23 protein-coding genes and 2 tRNA genes are annotated in these 25,488 nt (G+C 68.4%); 11 read left to right on the forward strand and 14 right to left on the reverse strand.

Going from position 1 to position 25,488, the window contains the following annotated elements:
* Nucleotide 1 precedes the first annotated feature (1 nt).
* The 6 genes from HEQ22_RS07555 to HEQ22_RS07580 all read right to left on the reverse strand — a co-directional run bounded on the left by HEQ22_RS07555 (nucleotide 2) and on the right by HEQ22_RS07580 (nucleotide 4,761).
* Nucleotides 2-286 (reverse strand): TrbC/VirB2 family protein, encoded by a 285-nt coding sequence (locus HEQ22_RS07555; RefSeq protein ID WP_432770835.1) that lies wholly within the window; start codon nucleotides 284-286, stop codon nucleotides 2-4.
* A 140-nt stretch (nucleotides 287-426) separates the two neighbouring features.
* Nucleotides 427-891, reverse strand: coding sequence for a lasso peptide biosynthesis B2 protein (locus HEQ22_RS07560; RefSeq protein WP_432770575.1), 465 nt, complete (start codon nucleotides 889-891; stop codon nucleotides 427-429).
* 2 nt (nucleotides 892-893) lie between these two features.
* Nucleotides 894-1,157: a PqqD family protein gene (locus HEQ22_RS07565; RefSeq protein WP_432770576.1), complete on the reverse strand. Its 264-nt coding sequence runs from the start codon at nucleotides 1,155-1,157 to the stop codon at nucleotides 894-896.
* 4 nt (nucleotides 1,158-1,161) lie between these two features.
* Complete coding sequence (locus HEQ22_RS07570; protein WP_432770577.1) at nucleotides 1,162-2,028, reverse strand: sulfotransferase domain-containing protein; 867 nt, start codon at nucleotides 2,026-2,028, stop codon at nucleotides 1,162-1,164.
* Nucleotides 2,018-2,968 (reverse strand): hypothetical protein, encoded by a 951-nt coding sequence (locus HEQ22_RS07575; protein WP_432770578.1) that lies wholly within the window; start codon nucleotides 2,966-2,968, stop codon nucleotides 2,018-2,020. The genes HEQ22_RS07570 and HEQ22_RS07575 overlap by 11 nt, the downstream gene beginning before the upstream one ends.
* A complete protein-coding gene (locus HEQ22_RS07580) occupies nucleotides 2,953-4,761 on the reverse strand; it encodes an asparagine synthase-related protein (protein WP_432770579.1) in 1,809 nt (602 codons plus the stop codon). The genes HEQ22_RS07575 and HEQ22_RS07580 overlap by 16 nt, the downstream gene beginning before the upstream one ends.
* A gap of 229 nt (nucleotides 4,762-4,990) precedes the next feature.
* Here HEQ22_RS07580 and HEQ22_RS07585 point away from each other — a divergent pair, with 229 nt between their 5' ends.
* The 3 genes from HEQ22_RS07585 to HEQ22_RS07595 are packed head-to-tail and all read left to right on the forward strand — an operon-like array spanning nucleotide 4,991 to nucleotide 9,228.
* Complete coding sequence (locus tag HEQ22_RS07585; protein WP_432770580.1) at nucleotides 4,991-6,754, forward strand: ABC transporter ATP-binding protein; 1,764 nt, start codon at nucleotides 4,991-4,993, stop codon at nucleotides 6,752-6,754.
* Nucleotides 6,751-7,983: a nucleotidyltransferase domain-containing protein gene (locus tag HEQ22_RS07590; RefSeq protein WP_432770581.1), complete on the forward strand. Its 1,233-nt coding sequence runs from the start codon at nucleotides 6,751-6,753 to the stop codon at nucleotides 7,981-7,983. Before HEQ22_RS07585 ends, HEQ22_RS07590 begins: the two co-directional genes overlap by 4 nt.
* A gap of 45 nt (nucleotides 7,984-8,028) precedes the next feature.
* Entirely contained in the window at nucleotides 8,029-9,228 is a 1,200-nt protein-coding gene (locus HEQ22_RS07595; protein ID WP_432770582.1) for a phospholipase D-like domain-containing protein, read from the forward strand.
* A 4-nt stretch (nucleotides 9,229-9,232) separates the two neighbouring features.
* Here the strand turns inward: HEQ22_RS07595 and HEQ22_RS07600 are convergent, their stop codons facing one another.
* A complete protein-coding gene (locus HEQ22_RS07600) occupies nucleotides 9,233-9,871 on the reverse strand; it encodes a class I SAM-dependent methyltransferase (protein ID WP_432770583.1) in 639 nt (212 codons plus the stop codon).
* 151 nt (nucleotides 9,872-10,022) lie between these two features.
* Here HEQ22_RS07600 and HEQ22_RS07605 point away from each other — a divergent pair, with 151 nt between their 5' ends.
* Nucleotides 10,023-11,327 (forward strand): MFS transporter, encoded by a 1,305-nt coding sequence (locus HEQ22_RS07605; protein WP_432770584.1) that lies wholly within the window; start codon nucleotides 10,023-10,025, stop codon nucleotides 11,325-11,327.
* A gap of 13 nt (nucleotides 11,328-11,340) precedes the next feature.
* On the opposite strand, the gene HEQ22_RS07610 is transcribed toward HEQ22_RS07605, so the two are convergent.
* The gene (locus HEQ22_RS07610) at nucleotides 11,341-13,668 is read right to left on the reverse strand and encodes a CDC48 family AAA ATPase (RefSeq protein ID WP_432770585.1); all 2,328 of its coding nucleotides are present in this window, start codon (nucleotides 13,666-13,668) and stop codon (nucleotides 11,341-11,343) included.
* Between the two features lie 140 nt (nucleotides 13,669-13,808).
* On the opposite strand from HEQ22_RS07610, the gene HEQ22_RS07615 reads away from it, so the two are divergent.
* The gene (locus tag HEQ22_RS07615) at nucleotides 13,809-14,687 is read left to right on the forward strand and encodes a LysR substrate-binding domain-containing protein (protein ID WP_432770586.1); all 879 of its coding nucleotides are present in this window, start codon (nucleotides 13,809-13,811) and stop codon (nucleotides 14,685-14,687) included.
* 56 nt (nucleotides 14,688-14,743) lie between these two features.
* Here HEQ22_RS07615 and HEQ22_RS07620 read toward each other — a convergent pair.
* Nucleotides 14,744-14,818: transfer RNA gene (locus HEQ22_RS07620), tRNA-Thr, on the reverse strand.
* A 118-nt stretch (nucleotides 14,819-14,936) separates the two neighbouring features.
* On the opposite strand from HEQ22_RS07620, the gene HEQ22_RS07625 reads away from it, so the two are divergent.
* Nucleotides 14,937-15,065 carry a hypothetical protein gene (locus tag HEQ22_RS07625; protein ID WP_432770587.1) on the forward strand — a complete coding sequence of 43 codons (129 nt, stop codon included), beginning with the start codon at nucleotides 14,937-14,939 and terminating at the stop codon, nucleotides 15,063-15,065.
* On the opposite strand, the gene HEQ22_RS07630 is transcribed toward HEQ22_RS07625, so the two are convergent.
* Nucleotides 15,055-15,369 (reverse strand): DUF1905 domain-containing protein, encoded by a 315-nt coding sequence (locus tag HEQ22_RS07630; RefSeq protein ID WP_432770588.1) that lies wholly within the window; start codon nucleotides 15,367-15,369, stop codon nucleotides 15,055-15,057. The two genes, HEQ22_RS07625 and HEQ22_RS07630, sit on opposite strands and share 11 nt — an antisense overlap.
* Nucleotides 15,370-15,476: 107 nt before the next feature.
* Nucleotides 15,477-16,397 carry a peptidylprolyl isomerase gene (locus tag HEQ22_RS07635; protein WP_432770589.1) on the reverse strand — a complete coding sequence of 307 codons (921 nt, stop codon included), beginning with the start codon at nucleotides 16,395-16,397 and terminating at the stop codon, nucleotides 15,477-15,479.
* 73 nt (nucleotides 16,398-16,470) lie between these two features.
* Here HEQ22_RS07635 and HEQ22_RS07640 point away from each other — a divergent pair.
* The 5 genes from HEQ22_RS07640 to HEQ22_RS07660 all read left to right on the forward strand — a co-directional run bounded on the left by HEQ22_RS07640 (nucleotide 16,471) and on the right by HEQ22_RS07660 (nucleotide 24,070).
* Nucleotides 16,471-16,561 (forward strand) — tRNA-Ser (locus HEQ22_RS07640).
* Nucleotides 16,562-16,695: 134 nt separating this feature from the next.
* Nucleotides 16,696-19,902: an autotransporter outer membrane beta-barrel domain-containing protein gene (locus tag HEQ22_RS07645; RefSeq protein ID WP_432770590.1), complete on the forward strand. Its 3,207-nt coding sequence runs from the start codon at nucleotides 16,696-16,698 to the stop codon at nucleotides 19,900-19,902.
* Nucleotides 19,903-20,170: 268 nt separating this feature from the next.
* Entirely contained in the window at nucleotides 20,171-20,692 is a 522-nt protein-coding gene (locus tag HEQ22_RS07650) for an RNA polymerase sigma factor (protein ID WP_432770591.1), read from the forward strand.
* Nucleotides 20,682-21,629 (forward strand): FecR family protein, encoded by a 948-nt coding sequence (locus HEQ22_RS07655; protein ID WP_432770592.1) that lies wholly within the window; start codon nucleotides 20,682-20,684, stop codon nucleotides 21,627-21,629. The genes HEQ22_RS07650 and HEQ22_RS07655 overlap by 11 nt, the downstream gene beginning before the upstream one ends.
* A 2-nt stretch (nucleotides 21,630-21,631) precedes the next feature.
* Nucleotides 21,632-24,070, forward strand: a complete 2,439-nt coding sequence (locus HEQ22_RS07660) for a TonB-dependent receptor domain-containing protein (RefSeq protein ID WP_432770593.1) — start codon at nucleotides 21,632-21,634, stop codon at nucleotides 24,068-24,070.
* 86 nt (nucleotides 24,071-24,156) lie between these two features.
* Here HEQ22_RS07660 and HEQ22_RS07665 read toward each other — a convergent pair whose 3' ends face one another.
* The 3 genes from HEQ22_RS07665 to HEQ22_RS07675 all read right to left on the reverse strand — a co-directional run bounded on the left by HEQ22_RS07665 (nucleotide 24,157) and on the right by HEQ22_RS07675 (nucleotide 25,487).
* Nucleotides 24,157-24,687, reverse strand: a complete 531-nt coding sequence (locus HEQ22_RS07665; protein WP_432770594.1) for a F0F1 ATP synthase subunit B — start codon at nucleotides 24,685-24,687, stop codon at nucleotides 24,157-24,159.
* Nucleotides 24,680-25,180, reverse strand: a complete 501-nt coding sequence (locus HEQ22_RS07670) for an ATPase (RefSeq protein ID WP_432770595.1) — start codon at nucleotides 25,178-25,180, stop codon at nucleotides 24,680-24,682. Before HEQ22_RS07670 ends, HEQ22_RS07665 begins: the two co-directional genes overlap by 8 nt.
* Nucleotides 25,181-25,259: 79 nt before the next feature.
* Nucleotides 25,260-25,487, reverse strand: a complete 228-nt coding sequence (locus tag HEQ22_RS07675) for a F0F1 ATP synthase subunit C (RefSeq protein WP_003044110.1) — start codon at nucleotides 25,485-25,487, stop codon at nucleotides 25,260-25,262.
* Nucleotide 25,488: the final 1 nt, after the last annotated feature.

Raw genomic sequence — 25,488 nt, forward strand, 5'->3', positions numbered from 1 at the left:
GCTATCCGCCCGCTGCGGTCGACTGGATTCCGGCTACGATACTCGCGGCGCCGAACAGGATGAAACAGCCGAGGATCACCGTCGCGCCATAGCGCCAGTTGATCCGCCCGGTCAGCATCAGGAAGCCGACCGACGCCACGGCGATCACCGCGACGACGGTGGCGACGGTGCCGAGCAACGTTCCCTGCAGCCAGCGAACCGCCGAAACCAGCGCCCCCGAACCCGCCGGATCGCCAAGCGCCGCCGCAAGGGCAGGATCGGCCGGAAGCAAGCTCAACGCGGCCACCGCCGCCCAGGCTATCGCATGCCTTTTGGTAAACACCGGATTTCCCTTCCCTTCCCGCCTCAATGCCTTACGCGCCTCCCCCGCCCCCTGCAAGAGCCGCCAGGGTGCATTTTTGGGACACGGTTTCGCGCGCGCCGGCGCTACGCGGCCGAACCGCCGCGACGGGCGAATGCCTCGAACGAGCGGCGCTCGGCGTCGCCGGTCACGCAGATGTCGCCGACCATCAACCAGGCGTGGAGATCGACGGGATTTTCGGCCGTGCCGCGCCGCGCTCCGATCACGATACGTCCGGCAATTCCGCGCCGCGCGAGCACCCAGCGCGCCGCCATCGCGCGCGGCAGACAGACGAGCCGCAGCGGCAGCCGCGGCGCCCAGCGGGCGACATCGCGGGCGACCGCGCGGACGAGTTGCCGGTCGGGTTCCGAAAGCGGGATCGGCGCCGCTCCACCGGACATCGGCCCGAGCGTGCGGCGCCAGCCGCCGAAGGGCACGAAGCGCACCAGGAAACGCGCCGCGACCAGCGCCGCGATCGTCTCGGCCACGCGCCAACGCCAGCGGAGCGCATGGGCGATCCGCGGGCGCAGCGCAGGGCGCGCCCCGGCCATCGTCAGTCGGCCATCTCGACGAGCGAGCGCTGCGCCAGCCGGGCGAGCAGCGCGTCGACATCGCCCGCAATCTCGGCCGCGTCGGCGTCATATTCGGCGAGCAGAGCGGCAACGAGCGCGTCGCGGTCGGGGCAGGTCTCGATCAGTTCCCACGCGCGCCGCGCGGTGCCGGTCAGGCTGAAAAAGCGACCGTCGCCGGTGTGCATCAGCACGATTTCGTCGCCGACCACCGTTTCCACGAAATCCGTCGTCTTGTTGATCTTCACGCCATCATCCTCCGTCGGCCCGGCTATTGCCATAACCCAGTTCCAGCATCAAATCGCCGTGGCAGTCGCGCAGGCGCTGCTGCAATGGCGCATCGAGCCGCTCGGCACCCTCGCCAGCGCGTCCCGAGCGAAAAAAGCGCGCCGCCTTTTCGGGGCGCTCGCTGAAGCCGTCGCGCTCCTCGGCGGCGCGCAAGCGGTCGAACCGCGACGCTTCGACCGCCGCCGCGATCACCGCAGCGTCGGCATCGATCGTGAGAAACTCGGCCATCCGGCCAAGTTCGCGCGCGGTGTCGGCAATCATGTCTTCGTAGCGCACGGTCAGCACCGGAATGTCTTGCTGCGCATGCCAGCTGCGATAATGGCCCGACCAGCCCAGCGTGCGCTGGCGCAGCTGGCGGCCCTTGCCGCCCGCCATCACATGCGCGGGATTGTTCATCTGTTCGACGACGCGCGCGAAATCCTGGTGCCCCTGATGATAGGCATAGGAAATCGCGACATCCAGCGGATCGCGCACGAGGTAGATCGCACCAATCGACACGTCGCCCGGGAACAGCGGATCGCCGCGCATATTGGCGTGCCAGCCGTCGTGGACCTTGATGAACAGCCGGTCGCGGGCTTCGGCGGCGAGCATCCGGTAGCCGTCGGGACGCAGCAGGTCGATCTCGTCATCGGTGAGGTCGGCCGACGAAAGCCCGGTCAGATTGTCGAACATCGTCCGGTTGCTCGATATCGCGCCGCCGAGCGCGACGAGCCGCGCGTCGTCCTGCTCGCGCAGCAGATTGCCGAGCAGGATGCGCGTCCAGGTATTTCCCGACTTCGGATAGGAGGCGAGCCAGCAAATGCGGCGCGCCGGACCTGCGTCACCCATCATCGCTGTGGGCGCTCCAGTCGCCGATCCAGCGATCGACGAAGGCGGTGCTGTCGCCGAATGCCGTTCTGACCGTCGACCGGTCGAACAACTGCACCTGCACCCCGGCAATCAGCCGCCCCAGCGTTTCGAACAGGCGTTGGCGGCCCCAGGTGCCGATCGCGAAGCGCGGGCGATAGACGCTGTCACGCAGCTGCTGGAGCGCGCGGCCGCCGTCGAGTTGCGTCATCGCAAAGCCGTCAACGCCGGCGCGCGTAGCGTCGGTGCCCAGGATCGTCAGGCTGGCCAGCCGTCCCGCCGCCGCCGCCGACTGCACCGCCGGCGCGGCGAAATATTTGTTGAATTCGGGCGCGTCGCGCACCGGCCCCATCGCCGCGGCGCCGGTCAGTTCGAGCGCGTCGTCCCAAAGCTTCAGATCCTTCTGCCCGACATAGCAGTCGGCGGCCGATCCGATGCGCGCCGCGTCGACGATCAGCACGTCGTCGGTAAAGAAGCTGTGCCCGCGGTCGGCGAGCGCCGCGACGAGGGTCGACTTGCCGGCCCCCGACGGACCGGTGAAGGCGTGGACGCGGCCATCGGCGATGATCGCGCTCGCGTGCAGGGGAAGAAGCCCGCGCTGGTAACAGAGCCCGCCCCACGCCGATCCGAGCAGGAACAGCGCGACTTCGCGGTCCGACGCGCCGCGCCGGTCATAGGTGATGCGCGCGCCATCCTCGACCAGGAAGCGCGCGCCGCCGGGAACCTCGAGCAGCAGCTGCCGCGCGTTGACGCTGTGCGCCACCCCGGTGATCACCGGATCGGCGATCGACGCCGGCACGTCACCCTCGGCAATGACCACGTCCGCCCCCGACGCGACGAGGAACGGCGCGATCCGGCTGCCCAGTTCGAGATCAGCCTCGACCGTGAAAGGTATCTCGCGCGGCAATCCTATCCCCTCGCCCATAATATGAACCGCGCCATCGCCAGTGCCCGCCCCAGCCCATAGAGCGCGAGGAGATAATCGGGATGGTCTGCGAATCCGCGCGGCGTGTGCGCGGGCCACGTGTCGAGCAAACGGCGCAGCCGCGCAACATCGAAGCGTCGCGACAGGTCGGCGTCGTCTGCCATGCATTCGACTTCGGCGCGGTAACGCGGCAGGTCGCGCGTGATCCGCACATGCCAGTCGGCGCCCTGCCGCCCGCGTTCGGGAGCGAAATAGGCGTCGGGCAGCCGCCCCGCCATCATCCGCCGGATCAGCCGCCGGTCCTCGCCGCGGTCGAGAAATTGTTCGGGCGGCAGGCCGAGGCAGAATTGCAATATCTTGCGGTCGCCGAGCGGGTCGCGCGCGGCCACCCCGGTCAACGTCTGCATCGCGTGACGAAAGCCCTGCCCCTGGTCCTTCGCGCCGCCCGCTGCGATGTGCAGCATCATCGCACGCGGCGACGCGAAACCGGCATAGCCTTTCGGTTCGGCCGCAAAGTCGCGCGCGAAATCGGGGTGAATCGGCGAATGGACGGTAAAGCCTTTCAGATCGTGCTGCCCACGCATGCGCGCGACCGCTCTGTCCACGGCAGCGGGTAGCAGCGGGCGGAGCGCTTGCGACCAGGCGCCGGCGTGCATGCCGCGGCCGCCGTGCGCGGCGCGCAGCTCGGCGGCGAGCGTTGCCCAGCGGCCGCTCCGCAACAGCTGCGGATAGCGCGCGCGGCCGCTGGCGCTGAGCGTGCCGTTGCCGCTGGCGCCGACGAGCAGCGCGCTGCGCCCGCTAGCTGCGACCGCGCGGTTCAGCTCGACCGACCAGGTCAGGTTCGCCATGCCGACCGGCGGCGCCTCGGCGAGCGCGATGATCGCATCGAGATCGCGGTCGAACGGCGCGCCCGCGGCATCGACGAAACGCGCGTCGAGCGCGGGGTACATCGCGGCCAGCGCGCGGACATGGCCCGATTCGTCGCCAATCCGGCGCGGACCGTGCGCGACGCCGTCCCAACCCGGCTCGGGCACGGCGGTAAAGCTGAGCAATGGTTCGCTGCCAGACAGATGGTCGAGCGCGCCGACGACGACGGCGGCCGAATCATACCCACCGCTGAGCGCCGCGGCGGGCGTTGCCGTCGCGCGCATCGCGCTGGCGATCGCGTCGCGGAGCAGTTCGCTCGCCGCATCGACATAATCCGAGTCGCGCGCGAAACGGATATCGGGACCATCGAACCGCGCCGCGCAGGGCCGGACATCGATCGCGTTCCGGTCCACCTTGAGTCGCTGCCCCAGCGGCAGCGCGGCAATACCGCGGAAAAAGCTGCGCGTGCGTTCTGCGCCGCCGAGCACCAGAGCATCGGCGATCCGCCGGTCGTCGAGGTCGCGCGGCACATCGCCGAGCGCGAAGATCGCCTGCGCCGCAGTCGCGAGGACGAACCGGTCGGGGCGTTGGTGATAATAGATCGGGATCGCGCCTTCGCGCGCGCGGATCGCGACGAGGCTTTGCGCCGCGGGATCGGCGACGACCAGCGCGTAGGATCCGTAAAGATAGTCGACGCAGCCCTCGCCCCATTTCGTCCAAGCCGCATGCGCCAGCGCCGAATCCGCCATGCCCGCCGCTGCGCCGGGCGCCATCCCGAGCCGCGAGACCAGCTCGCCGCGATGCTCGAGGAAACCCGCGAACAGCACCAGATCGCCGGCGGGTCCGACGACAGGCTGACGATCGAAGCGATCTTCGGGCGCAAACGTCTCGCCTTGCGCCCAGACGAGCCCGAAGGTTGAGGCCACATGGGTGCGCCGGCGGCGTGCACCGTGAGGCCGCAGCGCGTCGGCGACGCGCGCGACATCGCGGTCCCCGACGGGCGCCCCGCTTCGCTGGAAAATGACCCCCAAGCCACTCATCCTCCCGCCCTAACTCTGCGCCGGGGAATAACAAGGGCGTGCGCGTCGCCGTTGACTTCACCGCCCCGCCGCTTACCCGTCGGACCCTGTTCGCCCGACGCCAGCCCGGAGCCCTATGGCCGATCCCGCCGCCTTGCCCACCCAGCGCCACGACCGCGCCACGACCGCGGGGGCGTGGGCGGCGCTCCGCGACCTTGTCGGGCTCGCCGACCGCTGGCTGCTCGTCGCGGTGCTCGCGCTGATGACGCTCGCCGCGCTGACCGAGGGGGTCGGCATCTTGATGCTCGTGCCGATGCTCGCCCTGCTCGGAGACCGCAGCGTCGCCAGCGAACCCGTTACCGGCGTCGCCGCCCAACTCGCCGGCCTGTTCGCCGGCGCGTGGACGCTGGGTGGGATCCTGCTGCTGTTCCTCGCGCTCGTCACCTTTCGCGCGCTCGTCCAGCATGCGCAGGCGGTGCTCGGGGTGCGGCTCCAGCACCGTCTCGTCGATACGCTGCGTCGCCGGCTGTTTGCCGGGCTGGTGCGCGCCGAATGGCGTTGGCTCGCCGAACGACGCGCGTCGGACCATATCGCGACGCTGGTCGTCAACGTCGGCCGCGTCGGCACCGCGGTGACGCAGTTGCTGACCCTCGCCGCGACGTTGATCACCGCATGCGTCTATCTCGCCGCGATCTTCCTGCTGGCGTGGCAGGTCGCGCTCGTCGCGGCGCTTGGCGGGTTCGTCGTGCTCGCCGCTTTCGGCGGTCACCGGCGCCGCGCCGTTGCGCTCGGTCAGGCGCTGACCCATGCCAATCGCGCGCTGCAGGCCGAAGTCGGCAATGCGCTGGCCGGGATGCGGACGACCCGCATCCTCGGCGGCGAGGACCGGCAGATCGCGCGCTTCGACGATGTCCTCGGCGCGTTGCGCGGGCAACAGGTCCGCTACGCTGCGAGTGCCAGCCACGCCCGCGTCGCGATGCAAGTCGGCGGCGCAGCGCTGCTCGCGGCGCTGGTCTGGATCGGTGTCGGCTGGTGGGCCGTGCCGCTCGCCGCGCTGCTGCCCGTGCTCCTCGTCTTCGCGCGGCTTGTCCCGATGCTCGGCACGATCCAGCAGGCGTGGCATGTCTGGCTTCATGCGGCGCCGGCGGCGATCGAGGCCAACCGGCTCGTCGCCGAAACTGCCGCCCACGCCGAGCCCGTCGCCGATCCTGCTACGCCGCCGCTGCCCTTCGACGCGGAGATCGCGCTCGATGCCGTCGACCTCACGCATGCGGGCCGCGATCGCGCCGCGCTTGCGGGGATCACGCTTCGCCTGCCGGTGCGCACGACCACCGCGGTGATCGGCGCCTCGGGTGCCGGGAAAAGCTCGCTCGCCGACCTGCTGATGGGGCTTGTCGCGCCCGATGCCGGCACCTTGCGCGTCGACGGAAACGTGATCGCAGGCGCGCGGCGGCGGCAATGGCGGCAGGCGGTCGCCTATGTCGAACAGGATTGTTTCCTGTTCCACGGCAGCATCCGCGACAATCTGCTGTGGGCGGCGCCCGACGCCGACGAGGCGCGGCTCGGCGAGGCATTGCGCATGGCCGCCGCCGATTTCGTCCTCGCGCTGCCGCGCGGGCTCGACACGCCGGTCGGCGATGATGGCGTGCAGCTGTCGGGCGGCGAACGCCAGCGCATCGGGATCGCACGCGCGCTGCTGGCAAAGCCGCAACTGCTGATCCTCGACGAGGCGACGAGCGCGCTCGACCCGGCGAACGAAGCCGCGGTGCAAAGCGCGATCGCGGCAATGCACGGCCGGCTAACGCTCGTGGTGATCGGGCACCGGCTTTCGATGCTCGACGAGGCCGACCAGATCGTGCGACTCGACGGCGGGCGAATCGTCAGCGCGGCCTTCACATGACCCGGCCCGCTCCCCACCTCCTGCTGCTCGATATGATGGCGACCCGCCGCGCGCCGACGTCCGCCGATTTTGCCGCACTGAATGACGTTGACTGGCAGCGGCTGCGCGACATGGCGTTGCAGCATCGCCTGACGCCGCTGCTCCATCACCGCTTCGTCGCGGCGGGACGGTCCTGGCCCGTTCCTGCCGAGATCGCCGCCGAATGGGAAAGGCTTTACCGGCGCGCCGCGACGCGTTCGCTCGTCATGCAGCACGCGCTCGTGACCGTGCAGGCGCTGCTCCAGCGCGAGGGGATTGCCTCGGCGGCACTGAAGGGCGCGTGGCTCGCGTGGCAGGCGTATGAGGTGCCGGCGCTGCGCCCGATGCGCGACATCGATCTGCTCGTTGCCGACGAACATGCCGAACGCGCGCACGCGCTGCTCATTGCGGAGGGCGCACGACCCGGACCGAAATCGCATGTTCCGATCATCCACGCGCGCGAGCATCACAAGCATATGCCGCCGATCGTCTTTGGCGAGGGGCGCGTCTGTTTCGAAATCCACTGGCGGCTGGCGCGTCCCGAAGCGGGCGAGGACAAGGCGAAACAGCGCGCCGAGAGCGCGGCGCTGCTGGCGCGCCGCGTGGCGACCACGGTGGGCGGCCAGCCGGTGATGTGTCTGGACCCCACCGACACCTTGCTCCACCTCATCGTTCATGCCGCCTACGACCATCGCCTCGACAACGGTCCGATGATCCTGTCCGATCTAGCTGCGACGCTGGCCGCCGCCGCGATCGACTGGCCGCGCTTCTGGGCGGCGGCCGAAGCGCATGGGCAGGCGCCCGGCGCGCACCTGCTGTTCGCGCTCGCGGCCGAATATCACGCTGTCGAGGTGCAATGGCCGGGCGGTATCGCGCCGGCGCCGCCGCCGGTCGGGCTGATCGAGGCGGCAAGAGCGCTGCTGGTCAAGGACATGGCGGCGCGGACCGAAGTCTATTTCGAAACCGCGCTGGCCGACGCGCCCGGCATTGCCGCCAAGTCGGCGCTGCTGCGCGACCGGGCGTTTCCGCCGCGCCACATCGTCGCCCATTACGCCGGGCGACCGATCGACGGGCGCGGGCTTTGGTTCTGGTATGCGGTGCGGCTCGTCGATCATGCGCGGCGTTTTTTATGGAAACGCTTCGACCGGGGCCGGCGAGACAGCGTCGACGAAGAGCGCGCGCTGGGCGCGTGGCTCGATGCGGCGCGATGACGCTGAAGCTTGCCCCCGCATCGCCGGACGGCATATGAGCGGGCGATGATCGATACCGACGGCGCCCACGACCATTCGCACGACCATTGGCGCGCTGAGGTGGCCGGGCATCACCTCGAGCTCGTGGCGGATGGCGCCGAGCGGCTCGAACGGCTGATCGCTCTATTCGATTCGGCCACGCGCAGCATCGACATCGTGATGTATATTTTCGATCCCGATGCCGCCGGGCAGCGCTTTCTGGCGGCGATGGTCGCGGCGGCGCAGCGCGGGGTACCGGTGCGCGCGGTGATCGACAGCTTTGGCTCGTCGGACACCAGCGACGCCTTTTTTGCGCCGCTGCGCGCGGCGGGCGGCAGCGTGACCTTCTTTTCGCGGCACTGGCGCTCGACCTATCTGATCCGCAACCATCAAAAGCTGCTCATCGTCGATGGCGAGACCGCGGTGACCGGCGGCTTCAACATCGCCGAAGCCTATCTCAGCGCGCCGCGCACCGACTGCTGGTTCGATCTTGGCCTGTTCGTCACCGGCCCTTCGGTCGCACAGATTGCCGACTGGTTCGAAAAGGTCCACGATTATACCGTCAACAGCGACGGCAAGCTGTTGATCCTGCGCCGCCTGATCCGCGAATGGCCGGTCGGCGACGCGCCGGTATCGTGGCTCGTCGGCGGGCCGACGCAGCGGCTGTCGCCCTGGGCCCGCGCGGTCCGCACCGACCTGAAGCGGGCGCGTCAGCTCGACATGGCGATGGCCTATTTCTCGCCGGGTCAGGGTCTGCTGCGGCGGCTTGGTCGGGTCGCACGGCACGGCCGGGCCCGGTTCGTGATGGCGGGCAAGTCCGACAATGCGGCGACGATCGGCGCCTCGCGCCTGCTCTACGGCTATCTGCTCCGCAAGGGCGCCGAGGTTTGGGAATATCGGCCGTGCCGCCTCCACATGAAGCTGATCGTCATCGACGATGTCGTCTATATCGGCTCGGCCAATTTCGACATGCGCAGCCTGTTCGTGAACGTCGAGGCGATGGTGCGCATCGCCGACGCGGGTTTCGCGGCGAAGATGCGCGAATTCGTTGCGGGACTCGAGGGCGATTGTACGGTCGTCACGCCTGCGGTGCACAAGGAACGCGGAACCTTCCTGACCCGGCTGCGCTGGGCGCTGGCCTGGTTCGTCGTCGGTGTCGCCGACTATACGGTCAGCCGCCGCCTGAACTTCGGCCTCACCGAGCACGATCCGCGCGCCGACGCTTAGAAGGTTATTCCTTCCAGCCCCAGAACAGGAAGCACGGCGGGACGTTGACCCATTCGAACGCGTCGTCGATGCGGGCGAAATGCCGGGCGAGGAAATCGCGGGCACGGGCACGGAACTGATAGACCAGGAACGCGCCGCCGGGGCGCAGAACGCGGTGCGTCGCGGCGGCGATCGCCGGGCCGACGCCCGCGGGCAGGGTCGAAAACGGCAGCCCCGACAGCACATAATCGGCCTGGTCGAAACCGTGCGCCTTCACGATCGCCTCGACGTCGGCCGCCGATCCATGCACCGCGATGAAGCGGCTGTCGCGGATGTCGGCGCGCAGATAGTCGATGAAGTCTTCGTTGGTATCGATCGCGATCAGCGTCGCGTCGCCCGCCATGCGTTCGAGGATCGGGCGGCAGAAGGTGCCGACGCCGGGCCCATATTCGACGAACAGCTTCGTGTTCTTCCAGTCGACGGGCTTCAGCATGTGGCGGATCAGCGTCGGCGACGACGGAACGATCGACCCGACCATGACCGGATGCTTGACGAAACCGCGGACGAACATGCCCCAGGGTCCGAAAAAGCGCTTGAGCTTGGCGCGCACCCGCTGGGGCAGCGCGACCTTCGATTCTTGGGCTTGCGCCCGCGGATTGGTCATGATGGCTTTCGCGTTGTTGCGGCTGCCCAAAGGCGTGGCAAATCCGGCGGCTTTGCGCAAGAAAAGAGTCGGGCTTGACTCTGGACAGCGGCCGCTTCGCGTGTAGGGAGACGCAGGCGTGCGACGAACGGCGGCAGGAGAGGCGGACAGGATGGCGACCAAAACCCGCTCGATCCCCAATGATCGCATGGCGGTGCTGTTCGCGGTCATGCTCGTCGCCGCGGCGGGAAACACTGCGATGCAGTCGATCCTGCCGGCCATTGGCACCAAGCTGAAGATTCCCGACGTCTGGGTCAGCCTGGCGTTCAGCTGGTCGGCGCTGCTCTGGGTGCTCACCGCGCCGCACTGGGCGCGCCAGTCGGACAAGCGCGGCCGCAAGGCGCTGATGGCGCTCGGTATCGTCGGTTTCATGGCGTCGATGGCGCTGTGCGGGCTGACCCTGTGGGCGGGCCTCGCAGGCTGGCTCGCGGCGGGCGCGACCTTTATCGTCTTCGCGCTGTTTCGCAGCCTTTACGGCGCGCTCGGATCGGCGGCGCCGCCCGCGGTGCAAGCTTATGTCGCGGCACGCACCGATCCCGAAGAACGCACACAGGCCCTGTCGCTCGTCTCCTCGTCGTTCGGGCTTGGCACGGTCATCGGCCCCGCGATCGCGCCTTTCTTCATCCTGCCGCTCGTCGGTCTCGCCGGTCCGCTGCTGGTGTTCGCGGTCATCGGCCTGATCGTGCTCGTCATGCTGCGCTGGCGGCTGCCCGACGATGTCCCGCGCTTCGCCGCGCGCGGATCTGTCGTGTCCTACCCCACGTCGGCGGGGTCGCCCGAGGCGTCGCGTGGCGACGACGATGACGGCACCGATGTCGGCGACGACCCCACCCCGCTGCGCTGGACCGACCGCCGCGTCCGTCCGTGGCTGCTGGCAGGTTTTTACGGCGGGCAGGCGCAGGCGATGATGCTCGGCGTCATCGGTTTCCTGATCCTCGACCGCCTCGACATGCGGCTGCGTCCCGACGAAGGCGCTGCGCTGACCGGCATTGTGCTGATGGCGGGCGCCTTTGCGACGCTGTTGTCGCAATGGGGACTGATCCCGCTGCTCAAGATGACGCCGCGCACCGCGGTGCTGGTCGGCGCCGCGCTCGGCGGAATCGGCACGGTGATGACCGGACTGTCGCAGGGCCTACACGGCATCGTCATCGGCTTCGCGCTCGCCTCGCTCGGCTTCGGGCTGTTTCGTCCGGGGTTCACCGCCGGCGCGTCGCTGGCGGTGCCGCGCCGCGACCAGGGCAGCGTCGCCGGGATGACGGCCTCGATCAACGGCTCGGCCTATATCGTGTCGCCCGCGATCGGGGTGCTGCTCTACAACTGGCACCCGATGGTCGCCTATGGCCTGATGGCCGCTTTTTGCGCCTGGCTGGTGCTGTGGGGCTGGGCCGCGCTCCGACTGGGCGAGAGCGCGGCCTGACCGGCGGGCGAGGTCAGTCCTTCACCTCGTCGTCGCCGTGCTTCTGCTCGCGCACCGGCTTCAGCATCCCCGGGGCGAAAAAGCCGATCGGGTTGATGCTCATCGCATTCTGTTTGATCTCGCCCTGGATCTTTTCATAATCCTTTTCCATCGCCTCGGTCACCGAAGCGCGGGTGTCCTTCAGCGCTGCATCGAAATCGGCCATCGTCACCGTCTCGCTGGCAATCGACCGCTTGAGCGCCGCAAGGCCGGCGCGCCGGGTCAGATCCTCCAGATCGGCGCCGGTGAAGCGGTCCGACCGCTCGGCGAGCACCGCGAGGTCGACGTCATCGGCGAGCGGCATCTTGCCGGTCTGGATTTCGAGGATGCGGCGGCGTCCTTCCTTGTCGGGGACCGACACATAGATCAGCTCGTCGAGCCGTCCCGGTCGCAGCAGCGCGGGGTCGATCAGGTTCGGACGATTGGTGGCGCCGATGACCACCACCGACTGCATTTCCTCGATCCCATCCATTTCGGCGAGGATGGTGTTGACGACGCGTTCGGTCACCTGCGGCTCGCCCGCCGCCCCGCCGCCCCGCGCGGGGACGAGGCTGTCGAGTTCGTCGATGAAGACGATCGTCGGGGCGACGGCGCGGGCGCGGGCGAACAGCCGCGCAATCTGCTGCTCGCTCTCGCCATACCATTTGGAGAGCAGGTCCGAGGATTTGATCGCGATGAAATTGGCGTCCGATTCGCGCGCTGCCGCCTTCGCCAGCAAGGTCTTGCCGGTTCCCGGCGGCCCGTAGAGCAGGAACCCCTTGGCAGGCCGAATGCCGAGGCGACGAAACGCCTCGGGGTTCTTCAGCGGCAGTTCGATACCCTCGATCAGTTTCTCGCGCGCCGCGTCGAGCCCGCCGATGTCGCTCCAGCGCGTCGTCGGGGCCTGCACCATCACTTCGCGCATCGCCGACGGCTGCACGCGCTTCAGCGCATTGTTGAAGTCGTCGCGGGTGACGCGCAGCTCCTCCAGCACCTCGGGCGGAATCGTCCCTTCTTCCAGGTTCAGCTTCGGCATGATCCGCCGCACCGCCTCGATCGCTGCCTCGCGCGTCAACGCCGCCATGTCGGCGCCGACGAAACCGAAGGTCGTGCGCGCCAGTTCGGCGAGGTCGACATTCTTGGCGAGCGGCATGCCGCGGGTGTGGATGCCCAAAATTTCACGGCGCCCGCCCTCATCGGGCACCCCGATCACGATCTCGCGGTCGAAGCGACCCGGACGCCGTAGCGCCTCGTCGATCGCGTCGGGGCGATTGGTCGCGGCGATGATCACGAGGTTGGTGCGCGGCTCCAGCCCGTCCATCAGCGTCAGCAGCTGGGCGACAAGGCGTTTTTCCGCCTCGCCGGTCACCTGCCCGCGCTTCGGCGCGATCGAATCGATCTCGTCGATGAACAGGATCGAGGGCGCCGCCTTCGCCGCGGCCTCGAAAATGTCGCGCAGCCGTTTTTCGGATTCGCCATAGGCGGACCCCATGATCTCGGGACCGTTGATCAGGAAGAATTGCGCCTCGCTCTCGTTCGCCACCGCGCGCGCGAGCCGCGTCTTGCCGGTGCCTGGCGGGCCGTGGAGCAGCACGCCGCGCGGCGGATCGACCCCGAGGCGGCGGAACAGTTCGGGATAACGCAGCGGCAGTTCGACCATCTCGCGCAGCTGGTCGATCGTCTCACCCAGCCCGCCGAGATCGTCGTAGGTCACATCGGTGCGGCGCGCGTCCTGCGGCTCCTGATATTCGGGGAGCAGTTCGACTTCGGTATTCTCGTCGATCGTCACCACGCCCTTGGGACTGGCCGAGACGACGAGCAGGCGCACTTCGGCCAGCGCATAAGCCGGCGCGTTGAGCATCTGGCGCAGCTGCGGCGGCATATCGCCGGCCGAGACGCGCTGCTGCCCGGTCGTCGCGACGGTGTCGCCAGCGACCAGCGGCCGCCCGAAAAAGCTGCGCTTGAGCGCCACGGCCGACCCCTGCAGCCGCAGATTTTCCTGCGCCGGGGCGAAAACGACCCGCGTCGCCGGGCGCGTTTCGACGCGGCTGAGCACGACCATGTCGCCGGCGCCGGCACCGGCATTGGCGCGCTGGAGCCCGTCGAGGCGGACGACTTCAAGCCCTTCGTCCTCGGCATAGGGGGCGACGACGCGCGACGCGGTCTGGCGCTTGCCGCTGATCTGGATCACATCGCCCTCGGTGATCCCGAGTTCGGCCATCGCCGAGCGCGGAATACGAGCGATACCGCCGCCGCTTTCTTCGGCTCGCGCGTTGGCGACCTGCAGTTTGACCTGCTTTTCCTTTACCGCTGCATCCGCCAAACCGTGTCTCCCGAAAAAATCAGAACGGCGAAGATAGGGCGCGCGTTCCCGTTTTGCGACCCCCGCTCGTGCCCAACATATGACGCACTGCACAAAATTCTGGCGTGGCTGGCGGTGTCATGTCATCATCGTCGACCGATATGGCACGCCTTCCCCCCCTCAGCAGCATGGAAGCCTTTCTGGAGGTCGCGCGCCATGGCACGGTCAAGGCGGCGGCGAGCGAGCTTGGCCTGTCGATGCCCGCGCTGTCGCGCCGTATCCAGACGCTCGAGCATGCCGTCGGCCGTCCGCTGTTCAACCGCCATCACCACGGGCTGCGGCTGACCGAGGCGGGCCGCGAGCTGCAAACCCAGCTCGCGCCGATCCTCGACGAGCTGCGCGCCGCGATCACCCGCGTCGGCAGCCCCGAAGCATCGATGCGGCTGCACCTCAACGTGTTGCCGCTGTTCGCGCAGCAGCGCCTGTTCCCACGGCTGCCCGAACTGCGCCGCGAACATCCCGAACTGCACATCGACATCGACACCATGTCGCACGCCGAGGCGCGGCTGGGCGAAGGGATCGACGTCGCGATCGCGCTGGCCCGCGCGATCGATCCGGCGCTTTATGCGGCGCGACTCGATCAGGACAAGGTGTTCCCGATCGCGGCGCGCACACTGACCGACGGCGACCGCGCGATCAGCGTGCCCGAACAGCTGCAACGCACGACGATCCTCCTCCACCGCGAGATGCCCGAGACATTCAGCGAGTGGAAAAAGGCGATCGGCATGCCCTATCTGGAACCCGCGGGGATCGATTTCTTCGATTCGGGACCGCTGATGCTCGAAGCCGCGGCGCAGGGTATCGGCGTCGCCTTCATGCACGGACACCATTTCGACGATGCGCACGACCCGCGGCTCGTCCGCCTGTTCGATTTCGACGTCGACAGCCCGTACAGCTACTGGTTCGTCTGCCGCCCGCGCGCATTGCGCCAGCCGGCGGTGAAGCTGTTCCACGACTGGTTGCTCGCGGCGCGGATTTGACTGCCTGACTGCAGAAGCGGCGCGATGCCTCTGATTCTCGAAAAAAAGCTGAAAAATGGTGCTGCTGGACAGGATTGAACTGTCGACCTCGTCATTACCAATGACGCGCTCTACCACTGAGCTACAGCAGCAACCGGATCGCCGCGCGAACGCTGTTCGCTGGGCAGGCGCGGCCTATGGCGGGGTGCCTGTCGCCTGTCAAGGTGCGAGGCTTGACGCTCGGGCAATTTCGCGGGCATGGCCGCAAAGGTGAGCAAGCCGCCCTCCCCCGCCGACCTCGAACGCGAGCGCCGCCTCGGCGAAGCGCTGCGCGCCAATCTGCGCAAGCGCAAGGCGCAGGCGCGCGATGCCAAGGCGGAAACCCCGGTTAAAGACTGACGGTCACCGTCACCGCGTCACCCTCGGTCAGCCCCTCGGCCTTGCGAACCGCGGCCTTCACCGGCAGCAGCCAGCCACCGCTTTCCTTGTGCGGGAATACCGATGTCTGCCAGCGCGTCTCGCCGATGGTCACGTCAACCCGCGCCGACCCGAATCCCTTGCGGCCGTCGAGCCACTGGCCCGAGATCGCGGCCAGCCGGATGCCGTCGGCGGCCTCACCCGCGATGGTCAGGAAAAACCATGCCGCCGGCGCGGTGGCCGACTGCCAGCGCCACAGCGGTGTGGTGATGGTGAAGGTTTCCATGACCAACCCATGTTAACCCGTTTGCATCGAGCGCAGTCGAGATGCCCATCGGCAGCGCACGCCTTGGGGGTGTCTCGACTTCGCTCGACACGAACGGGGTTCGTGGTTCATTTCGGCCTCACCCGCACCGGCACCGGAACGTTGCAGATATCCGCTCCGCCCGCCGGCTTGATGAAGAAGGGATCGCGGCGGTTGGCGCGCGCGTCGGCGTATTTCGCGAAACTGGCGCTGTCGGCGGACAGATATTCGAACTTCGGCTGCACGGCGGGCGGCAGATCGGTCGCGATCCGGATCGACGCGATCGGCACGCGCTCGGCCTCGGTCGCATAGAATCCTAGCGCTCCCGTCCCGCGCGGCAGACTCGACAGATGCTCGATGCCGCTGATCACGCGGCCGACGAGCGCGATGTTGCGGTCGAGATGGCGCGGCGCGTGGCCGATCACGGTGTAGAGTTCGGCGCCGGTCCCGGTATCGGGCGACAGGTTGCGACCGACGCCGACCATGCCGTAGCAGTGGACAGGCCAGTAAAGATCGCCCGATTGCGCGAGCGGCCACCCACCTTCGACATCGACCGCCTCGGCATAGGCATCGATCAGGCGCAACCGGCCGAGTTGCGCCTCCTCCGCCGCGGGGACACGCTGGACATAATCACCCTCCGGGACCGTCGCCAAACCCTGCGGTAACGGCTTCTTCTCGGTCGCATCGCCCCACTGCGCGACATAATTGTCCTGCACCCGGTTGATGCTCGTCCCGTCCCACCAGCGCGCCGCCGCGAGCTTGCGGATGTTGCCGATCCACCCTTGGCTGAACGGCGCCGGCATCAGCTGGATGACGACGCGGCGCGCCTTGCCGTTGGCATCGGGCGCGAGGTCCATGACGAGCAGATCCGACGCCGCGATCGGCACCCATTCGTCCGGCTTTGCTGCGTCGACGATCTCGCCCGGCGATGGCGGCGGCGCAGCATCTTGCGCGTGGAGCGGAAAGGCGAGTGACAGGGCGGCAGCGGCCGACAGGAGGAGGTGTTTCATCGCACCTGTCTGCCATGCCCAATCGGCTTGCGAAAGCCCCGCCAAGCGATTAGGGCGCGCCTTCCAAGCATGCGGAGCGGTGGCCGAGTGGTCGAAGGCGCTCGCCTGGAAAGTGAGTATAGGTCAAAAGCCTATCGTGGGTTCGAATCCCACCCGCTCCGCCACCTTCTGCACCGCCGAACCGACCCGCAACGTCGCGGTTCGCCGCGCCCAGAATTTTTGTTCAAGGTGCCGCGCGCACCGTTCCGTCTTGTGATTGTCCCGGGAGGACATCCGCCGAGATCACAAGAGGAACCCAATGCGCAAGATTTTGCTCGCGTCCACCTGCCTGGCCGCCGTCGCCGCCACCCCTGCCTTTGCCGAAACGTCGATCACCACCGGGGTCACCGCCCCCGTGCGGACCTCGACCGTCAAATCGGGCGGGCCCGACGATGTGAAGATCACCGCGACCGGATCGGTCAAGCCGAACGGCGGCACCGCGGTCACGATCGACAGCAACCACAAGGTGACCAACGAAGGCACGATCGAAATCGGCAACGCCAATGGCGCGACCGGCATTTTCGCCAATGCCGGCACCGTCGGTTCGATCACCAACTCCGCGACCGGCAAGATCATCATCAACGAACCCTATGCGCCGACCGACATCGACAACGACGGCGACATCGACGGCCCGTTCGCCGTCGGCAACAACCGCACCGGCATCGCAACCGGCGGCGCCTTTACCGGCAACATCGTCAACAGCGGCTCGATCGCGATCGAGGGTAATGATTCGGCGGGCATCCGCCTCGGCGGTCCGCTCACCGGTCGCTTCACCAACGACGGCACGATCACCGTGCTTGGCGACCGCGCGCTCGGCATCGGGTTGCAGGATGTCACCGGCAACGTCCGCCTTGCCGGCACCGTCACCGCGACCGGTCTCGACGCCACCGCCGCACGGCTGGCGGGCAACATTAACGGCGCGCTGGTGATCCAGGGTCAATATACCGCGACCGGTTATCGCACCACGACCCCGCCCGCCGATCCGTCGAAGCTCGACGCCGACGACCTGCTGATCGGCGGCCCGGCGATTTCGATCGAAGGCGACGTCAGCGGCGGGATCGTGCTTGCGGTGCCGCCGAAGGACAGCAGCACCACCGACAATGACGAGGACGACGACGGCATCGAGGATGCCAAGGAAGGCTCGGCTTCGGTCCGCTCCTTCGGGTCGGCGCCGGCGCTGCGCATCGGCGCCGCAAACCGCGACATCGCGATCGGCGCGGTCGGCGGCACCGGCACCGGGCTCGGCCTGATCATCGACGGGTCGGTGATCGGCAACGGCCTGTATGCCGGCAAGAGCGCGACCGGGATGCAAATCGGCGGCATGGGCGGCAACGTCACCATCGCCGGCGGCATCGGCATCGGCGGCAGCGTCGCGGCGATTTCGAAGGACGTCCAGGCCACCGCGATTCGTATCGGCGCGGGTGCGACCACCCCCGAAATTCGCGTCGCGGGAAGGGTCGAGGCGACCAGCAACGGCAACAGCGCCAACGCCGCCGCGACCGCGCTGCTGATCGAGACCGGCAGCGATGTCGGCCTGATCCGCAACAGCGGTACGATCGCGGCCAAGACCGGCGGCGACAACGGTGTCGCGCGCGCCATCGTCGACCTGTCGGGTAATGTCGACCTGGTCGAAAACAGCGGCACGATCAGCGCCAGCGGTGCGTTGGCGTCGTCCGACCGCAACGTCGCAATCGACCTGTCGGCAAACGGCGGCGGCGCGACGGTGAAGCAGACCGCGGTCGCATCGGGCGTCACCGCGCCCAGCATCGTCGGTGATGTCCGCTTCGGCGGCGGCAACGACGTCTTCGACATCGCCGACGGATCGGTGAAGGGGAACACATATTTCGGCACTGGCGCCAACACGCTGGCGATGTCGGGTGACGCGACCTATGCGGGACTCGCTCGTTTTGGAACTGGCGCCGACGCGATGACGCTGGCCGGCAGTTCGGTGTTCACCGGCACCGCCGATTTCGGCGGCGGCGCCGACACGCTGACGATCGGCGGCACGGCGCGCTTTTCGGGCGCCTTGCTGAATTCGCAGGCGCTGGCGGTTTCGGTCAGCGGCGGCACTTTCGACGTTACCGGCGCGGCGACGATCTCGTCGCTGGCGGTCACCGACAAGGGCGTACTCGGCGTCACGCTCGACACCGGCAGCACCGGGACGGCGCTGCTGGTCACCGGCAACGCCAGTTTCGGCGCCGAATCGAAGCTCGCGCTCAAGCTGTCGAGCATCGAGGACGCCGAGGGCGAGCATATCGTGCTCACCGCCGGGTCGCTGAGCGGCGCGAGCAACCTCACCACCTCGTCGGCGCTGCTGCCCTTCCTCTACAAGGGCACGCTGACCTCGAACGCCACCCAGCTGATCGTCGACGTGTCGCGCAAGAGCACCACCGAGCTCGGCCTCAACCGCTCCGAGGCGAGCGCCTTCAATGCGGTGATCGATGCGCTGGCGGCGGACGAGGACGTCGAGGACGTCTTCCTCGACATCGCCGACGGCGACCAGTTCCGCGGCCAGCTCGGCCAGATGCTGCCCGAACATGAAGGCGGCGTCTTCGAAACCGTCACCTCGGGTTCGCGCGCCCTCGCCCGCTACCTCCAGGACCCCCACGCCCCGTTCCAGGATGAGGGCAAGTGGGGCTATTGGGTCAACCAGGCGGTGTGGGGCACCTCGAAAAGTATCGGCGACACGGCGGGGTACGACGTCACCGGCTGGGGCATTTCGATGGGCGCGGAGATCGAGAGCGACGCCGGTAATTTCGGCGGCTCGGTCGCCTTCCTCAGCGGCAAGGACGGCAACGCCAGCAATGCCAACGAAGTGACGTCCAGCCAGTTCGAAGGCGCGCTGCACTGGCGCCTGCGTTCGGACAATTTCATGGCCAATGCGCGGGTGTCGGGCGCCCCGATCAAGCTGAAGGGCACGCGTATCTTCCGCGCCGAAACGGGCGCCGAGGACATCGAAAAGACGATGCGCGGCAAGTGGGATGCCACCTTGTGGTCGGCGGCGGGATCGGTCGCTTATGACGGCCGCCTCGGCGGGCTGTCGGTCCGCCCGATCGTCGCGGTCGATTATTACAAGCTGCAGGAAGACGGCTACACCGAAACCGGCGGCGGCGACGCGCTCGACCTGACCGTCGACGGTCGTGACAGCGACGAACTCGCGGTGTCGGGCACCGTCGCGGTCGGCCTCGATTTCGGTGGCGCCGACGAATATGACGGCTGGACGCGCTTCGAACTCGAAGGCGGGCGCCGTCAGATCGTCAGCGGCAACCTGGGCGTGACGACGGCGTCGTTCAAGGACGGCACCCCCTTCACCCTCACCCCCGATGAACGCACCAGCGGCTGGATCGGCCGCTTCCGCGGCATCGCCGGCAATTCGGCCTTCCAGGTCGCCGGCGAGGTGTCCGCAGAGGAACAGCAGAGCCATGTCGCCTGGTCGTTCCGTGCAAGCTTGCGGGTCGGCCTCTAGCCCCCCTTGGCCGGCCCTGCGCGCAAGGGGGAAGCGCCCTCCCTACCCTCGCTTCCCCCTTGCCTAGCACCCTTGTTGAACGAAGAGAAAGATGTCCGCACGCGCCGCCCTTTCCGCTCCACCGTCGCTTCCTGCGGCAAGGGGGCAGTGTGCGCGGCGGTTGCACCGGCGTCCGCGCGCGTTATATGACGTCGCCATCGGGGGGACGGACGGGGTGCACGGCGGCAGCGCCCATCAGCAAAAGACGGCGTTCCAAAGCAAGCAATTCATGACCGAGGCGACCGACCGAACCGACGCCGGACAAGGCATCGAAGGCGTATTGCTCGCCAACCGGAGCCGTATCGTGCGCTTTCTGGAGGTGCGCGGCGCTGGCGACGCCGCCGAAGACCTGTTCCAGGACCTGTGGATGCGGCTGACCACGCGGCCGACCGGTCCGATCGCCGATCCGCTGCCCTATGTGCTGCGCGCCGCCAACAACCTGATGCTCGACCGCTACCGCTCGGCACGCCAGCGCGGCCTGCGCGATCACGCGTGGGGGGAACGTGCCGCGGCCGACGGCCCCTCGGCCGAAACGACGCTGATCTCGCGCGAGCAGCTGGCGATCGTCGAACGGGCGATAGCGGCGACCGGCGAGCGCCCCGCGCGCATCTTTCACCGCTTCCGCGTCGACGGGATCGGCCAGCGTGCGATCGCCGCCGAGATCGGCGTCAGCCTCAGCACGGTCGAGGCCGACCTGCGCAAGGTCTATGCGGCGCTCGCCGCGGTACGGAGGCAGTTCGATGCAGGCTGACGCACGCCACGCCGCCGAAGCGCGCGCGATCGACTGGCTGATCCGCCAGCGCGACCCTGGATTTGCCGACTGGGACGGTTTCGCCGACTGGCTCGCCGAAGATTCCGAGCATGCCGCAATCTACGACGCGCTCGCCGACCTCGATCGCGACCTCGATGCGCTGCCGCCGATGGCGCCCGCGACCCCTGTCATCCCGGTTTCCCCGGCGCGCGCGCCCTTGCGCCGCCCGTCGCGGCGTGCGTGGTTCGGCGGCGCGATCGCCGCGGCGCTGGTCGGCGCAATCGGCCTGTCGAGCCTCGACCTCTTCGCCGACGCGAACCGCATCGAAACCGCCGCCGGCGAGCAGCGCACCGTCGCGCTCGCCGACGGATCGAAGATCGAGATCAACGGCGCGTCGGTGATCGAGCTCGACCCCGACCGTCCGCGGTTCGCCCGGCTCGAAGCCGGTGAAGCGATGTTCAACGTCGTCCACCGCGACGACGCGCCGTTCGTGGTCGAAACCGGTGGCGCGCGACTCGTCGACCTCGGGACGGCATTCAACGTCGTGCGCCGCAATCGTGAAACCTCGGTCGCGGTGTCGGAGGGGATCGTCGCCTTCAATCCCGACCGCGACAATGTCCGGATCGTCGCCGGGCAGGGAATCGACGCGCGCGACGGCGACACGCGTCCGCCGGTCGTTCGCGATGTCGACGTCGCCAGCATCGGCGGCTGGCGCACCGGGTTGCTCGTCTACAACGGCACCCCGCTCGGCACCGTCGCGGAGGATCTGCGCCGCACGGCTGGGATGGACGTGACCGTCGCCCCCGCCGCGGCCACTGTGTCGTTCCGCGGCGCGCTGATCGTCGATGCCGACCGCGGGCGCACCATTGCCGATCTCGCGGCGCTGTCGGGCACCCGCGCCGAGCGCCGCGGCGACGGCTGGTTGCTGACCCGCTGACGATGGCGAACCGCCTCCCCTTTGCGCTGGCGGCCGCGGTGCTGGCTCTCCCCGTCCACGCGGTCGCCGCCGAGGAGCGGCGGTTCGACGTCCCCGGCGGCAGCCTGTCGCAGGCGCTGCCGGTGCTCAGCCGCCAGGCCGGGGTCAGCATCAGCGTCGGCGACGCAAAGCTGTGGCGCGCACGCGTCAAGCGGGTGCGCGGGCGAATGAGCGTCGATGACGCGATCGCACAGCTGCTCGCCGGCTCCGACGCGCGCGCGGTTCGCGTCAGCGCGACGAGCTGGCGGATCGAGCGCCGCCCGCCGCCGCCGCGCGTCGCCCACCGCGCCGCAGCACCCAGCGCCGCGCCGCAACCGCGCGCGCGCGCGCCGTCGCGGGATATGGTCGCAGGGCCCGAGGACGAGATTATCGTCACCGCGTCCAAGACCGACCTGCCCTTTTCGCACTTCGCCGGCGTCGCCACCCAGCTGGATGGCGGCGATCTGGCGTTTGGCGGCGAGCGCGGCATGGAATCGATCCTGTCGCGGATGGCGACCGTATCCTCGACCCATTTGGGTTCGGGGCGCAACAAGCTGTTCATCCGCGGCATCGCCGATTCCAGCTTCACCGGTCCGACCCAATCGACCGTGGGCCAGTATCTCGGCGACATCCGGCTCAGCTACAACGCCCCCGATCCCGACCTGAGGCTCTACGACATCGCCAATGTCGAGATCCTCGAAGGGCCGCAGGGGACGCTGTACGGCGCCGGGTCGCTCGGCGGCATCATCCGCGTCGTGCCCAAGGCGCCCAACCCCGATCATATGGAGTTGCAGGCGATTGCCGGCGTCTCGGTGACGCAGCACGGCGAGCCGGGCGGCGACATCGCGGCGATCGCCAACCTTCCGGTCGGCGACGACGGCCACGCGCTGCGGCTGGTCGGCTACATGCTCACCGACGGCGGCTATATCGACAATCCGATGCTCGGGCAGGACGACGTCAACCGCATCCATGTCCGCGGCGGACGCGGCACCTTTCGCCTCGACGCCGGCGACGACTGGACCGTCGACGTCGGCGGGGTTTACCAGGCGATCACCTCCGCCGACGCCCAATATGCCGACCGCGACGCGCCGCCGCTGGTGCACAATTCGATGGTCGAACAGCGCGCCACCGCGCGCTACGGACTCGGCACTCTGGTGGTCACGAAAGACTGGGACGGGCTGCATTTCCAGTCGTCGAGCGCCTTCGTCAGCCATCGCCTGTTCGAACGCTTCGACGCCAGCCGCGACGATGCGCCGCCGCAGATCCTCGACCAGCATAACAAGACTCGAATGTTCGTCAGCGAAGCGCGCCTGTCGCGACCGTTTCACGACGGGTTCGGCTGGGTGGTCGGCGCCAGCGTCATCGACAACCGCACCCGGCAGAGCCGCGAATATGGCGACGCTTTTCTGCAAGCGCCGCTGACCGGGGTCACCAACCGCATCACCGAATTCACCGGCTATGGCGAGGCGACGCTCGAAATCGTCCGCGGGGTCACCGCCGCCGGCGGGGTGCGCGTCTCGCACGCGCGGCTCGGCGGCGCGGGCGAGGATGTGCCGCTCGCGATCGCGATGGCGGGCCGAGCGATCACCGCGCACCGCACCGAAACCGACCTCCTGCCCTCGGCCTCGCTGCTCGCCTCGCCGCTGCGTAACCTGACGCTCTACGTGCGTTATCAGGAGGGCTTCCGCCCCGGCGGGCTCGCGGTCGACAGCAGCTTCGTGCGGCGGTTCCGCAACGACCTGGTGCGAACGTGGGAAGCCGGGGTGCGCTTCGGCGAGCGTGGGCGGACGCCGTTCGACGCGAGCCTGGCGGTGTCGCACAGCCGCTGGCACGACATACAAGCGGACTTCATCGATTCGAGCGGCTTTCCCAGCACCGCCAACATCGGCGACGGGCGCATCACCAGCATCTCGGGCGCCCTCGCGATACGGCCGTGGGCGGGGCTGTCGGTCGAACTCGGCGGGGTCTATAACCATAGCCGCGTCGATGAATTGTTCGCGGGCGAACTGCGCAGCATCGCGGCGCAATCGAGCGCCGACGGCACCGCCCCGCAGCTCCCGGTTCTGCTCGCGCGGCTCGGCCAGATTCCCAATGTGGCGCGCTATGCGGCGCGCGGCGCGGTCGATTATGTGGCACCGGTCGGCGACGAGGATTTCCGCCTCAACAGCTGGGTCAATTATGTCGGCCCCTCGCGGCTCGGCATCGGCCCGATCCTCGGCGAAGGTCAGGGCGATTATATCGACACCGGGATCGCGATGCGGCTCGGCAATCCGCGTCGCGGCGTCTCGCTGACGCTCACCAACCTGTTCGATTCGCGCGGCAACCGCTTTTCGCTCGGCACCCCGTTCGTTGAGGGCAGCGCCGGCTTCCTGACCCCGCTCCGCCCGCGCACCCTGCGCATCGCGATCGACGTCGCCTATTAGCGACGCGCGTCGGTCTGCCCGGCACCGCGCACAGCAAAACGCCCGCGGAAATCCGCGGGCGCCTTGTGTGCCGCAATGTTATGAAATCAGCCTTTGGCGACCGCCGCGATGGCCTTATCGACAAGCGCCTTGTCGGCCCCGGCGTCATGCTTGTCGGCGATCAGCATCGCCGCGGCTTCGGTGGCAGCCTTGGCCGCCGCCGCGCGCACTTCGGTCAGCGCGGTGGCTTCGGCCGCCGCGATGCGGTCTTCGGCCATCTGCTTGCGGCGACCGATCAGCGCCGTCGCGTCGGCTTTCGCCTTGGCAACCAGCGCCTCGGCCTCGGCATCGGCGCGCGCCCGCATCTCGTCGGCTTCCTTCGCCGCGTCGGCCAGCTTGGCCTCATATTCCGCCTTCAGCGATTCGGCATCGAGGCGCAGCTGCTCGGCCTCGTTCAGCTGCTTCGAAATCTCGGCAATGCGTTTGTCAAGCATGCCCGCGATCATCGCCGGCACGCCCTTCCAGACGAGGATGCCGAGGAACGCCAGCATCGCGATCGACACCCAGACGGTGGCATCCAGCCCGAAAGCCGTCGGCTCGACCGCGCCTTCGGCAAGGATCAGGGTGAAATTAGCCATGAAGCACCGCCTTTACCGCCGCTTTGGCGTCCGCCGCCCCGACCTTGATCCCCGACAGCTTCGCCACCAGATCGCTCGCGGCCTCGGCCGCAACCGATTCGATTTCCGCCATCGCCGAGGTGCGCGCTGCCGTGACGTCGGCTTCCGCCGCTGCCAGCTTGTCGCCCAGTTCGGCATCGACCTTCGCCAGACGCTTTTCAGCGTCTTTCGCGGCCTTGTCCTTGGCGTCGGCCACCGCCTTCTGCGCGGCGACGCGGCTGGCGTCGCTCTGCTGGCGATAGCTTTCTTCCAGATTGTCCGCTGCGGCGTGCGCCGCCTTCGCCGCCGCCAGATCGTCCGCCACCTTGCGGTCGCGGGCGTCCACCGTCGCTTCGATCTTCGGCAACATGCCGCGACCGATCACCAGATAAATCCCGGCGAAGACGACCAGCAGCCAGAACAGCTGCGAGGCAAGATACCAGTTGTCAGCGGTAAGCTGGGCTATTTGAGGCATGAAAGGCGAACCTTAACTTACTGAAAAACCTGCCACGAAGCCGGGCCCGTCGGGACCGGCTTCGCAGACCATCGTCCAATCAGACGACGAACAGCAGGATCATCGCAACGACGAACGCCAGCAGGCCGAGAAGTTCGGCAGCGGCGAAGCCGATGAACAGGCGACCCTGCTGGCCGTCGGCGGCCGCCGGGTTGCGCAGCGCGCTTTCGAGGAAGCTGCCGAACACGTTGCCCACGCCGATGGCGGCCATGCCGGCACCGATGGCTGCCAGACCGGCACCGATCAGCTTTGCTGCTTCTGCGTCCATT

The organism is Sphingopyxis sp., from assembly GCF_050916055.1.
Taxonomy (GTDB): Bacteria; Pseudomonadota; Alphaproteobacteria; order Sphingomonadales; family Sphingomonadaceae; genus Sphingopyxis.

Excerpts from the sequence above, each read along its gene's own strand:
- HEQ22_RS07585 (WP_432770580.1), top strand. The coding sequence starts at position 4,991 with ATGGCCGATCCCGCCGCCTTGCCCACCCAGCGCCACGACCGCGCCACG.
- HEQ22_RS07645 (WP_432770590.1), top strand. The coding sequence starts at position 16,696 with ATGCGCAAGATTTTGCTCGCGTCCACCTGCCTGGCCGCCGTCGCCGCC.
- HEQ22_RS07590 (WP_432770581.1), top strand. The coding sequence starts at position 6,751 with ATGACCCGGCCCGCTCCCCACCTCCTGCTGCTCGATATGATGGCGACC.
- HEQ22_RS07635 (WP_432770589.1), bottom strand. The coding sequence starts at position 16,397 with ATGAAACACCTCCTCCTGTCGGCCGCTGCCGCCCTGTCACTCGCCTTT.
- HEQ22_RS07595 (WP_432770582.1), top strand. The coding sequence starts at position 8,029 with ATGATCGATACCGACGGCGCCCACGACCATTCGCACGACCATTGGCGC.
- HEQ22_RS07575 (WP_432770578.1), bottom strand. The coding sequence starts at position 2,968 with ATGGGCGAGGGGATAGGATTGCCGCGCGAGATACCTTTCACGGTCGAG.
- HEQ22_RS07665 (WP_432770594.1), bottom strand. The coding sequence starts at position 24,687 with ATGGCTAATTTCACCCTGATCCTTGCCGAAGGCGCGGTCGAGCCGACG.
- HEQ22_RS07630 (WP_432770588.1), bottom strand. The coding sequence starts at position 15,369 with ATGGAAACCTTCACCATCACCACACCGCTGTGGCGCTGGCAGTCGGCC.
- HEQ22_RS07600 (WP_432770583.1), bottom strand. The coding sequence starts at position 9,871 with ATGACCAATCCGCGGGCGCAAGCCCAAGAATCGAAGGTCGCGCTGCCC.
- HEQ22_RS07650 (WP_432770591.1), top strand. The coding sequence starts at position 20,171 with ATGACCGAGGCGACCGACCGAACCGACGCCGGACAAGGCATCGAAGGC.
- HEQ22_RS07675 (WP_003044110.1), bottom strand. The coding sequence starts at position 25,487 with ATGGACGCAGAAGCAGCAAAGCTGATCGGTGCCGGTCTGGCAGCCATC.
- HEQ22_RS07605 (WP_432770584.1), top strand. The coding sequence starts at position 10,023 with ATGGCGACCAAAACCCGCTCGATCCCCAATGATCGCATGGCGGTGCTG.
- HEQ22_RS07560 (WP_432770575.1), bottom strand. The coding sequence starts at position 891 with ATGGCCGGGGCGCGCCCTGCGCTGCGCCCGCGGATCGCCCATGCGCTC.
- HEQ22_RS07670 (WP_432770595.1), bottom strand. The coding sequence starts at position 25,180 with ATGCCTCAAATAGCCCAGCTTACCGCTGACAACTGGTATCTTGCCTCG.
- HEQ22_RS07615 (WP_432770586.1), top strand. The coding sequence starts at position 13,809 with ATGGCACGCCTTCCCCCCCTCAGCAGCATGGAAGCCTTTCTGGAGGTC.
- HEQ22_RS07660 (WP_432770593.1), top strand. The coding sequence starts at position 21,632 with ATGGCGAACCGCCTCCCCTTTGCGCTGGCGGCCGCGGTGCTGGCTCTC.
- HEQ22_RS07655 (WP_432770592.1), top strand. The coding sequence starts at position 20,682 with ATGCAGGCTGACGCACGCCACGCCGCCGAAGCGCGCGCGATCGACTGG.
- HEQ22_RS07570 (WP_432770577.1), bottom strand. The coding sequence starts at position 2,028 with ATGATGGGTGACGCAGGTCCGGCGCGCCGCATTTGCTGGCTCGCCTCC.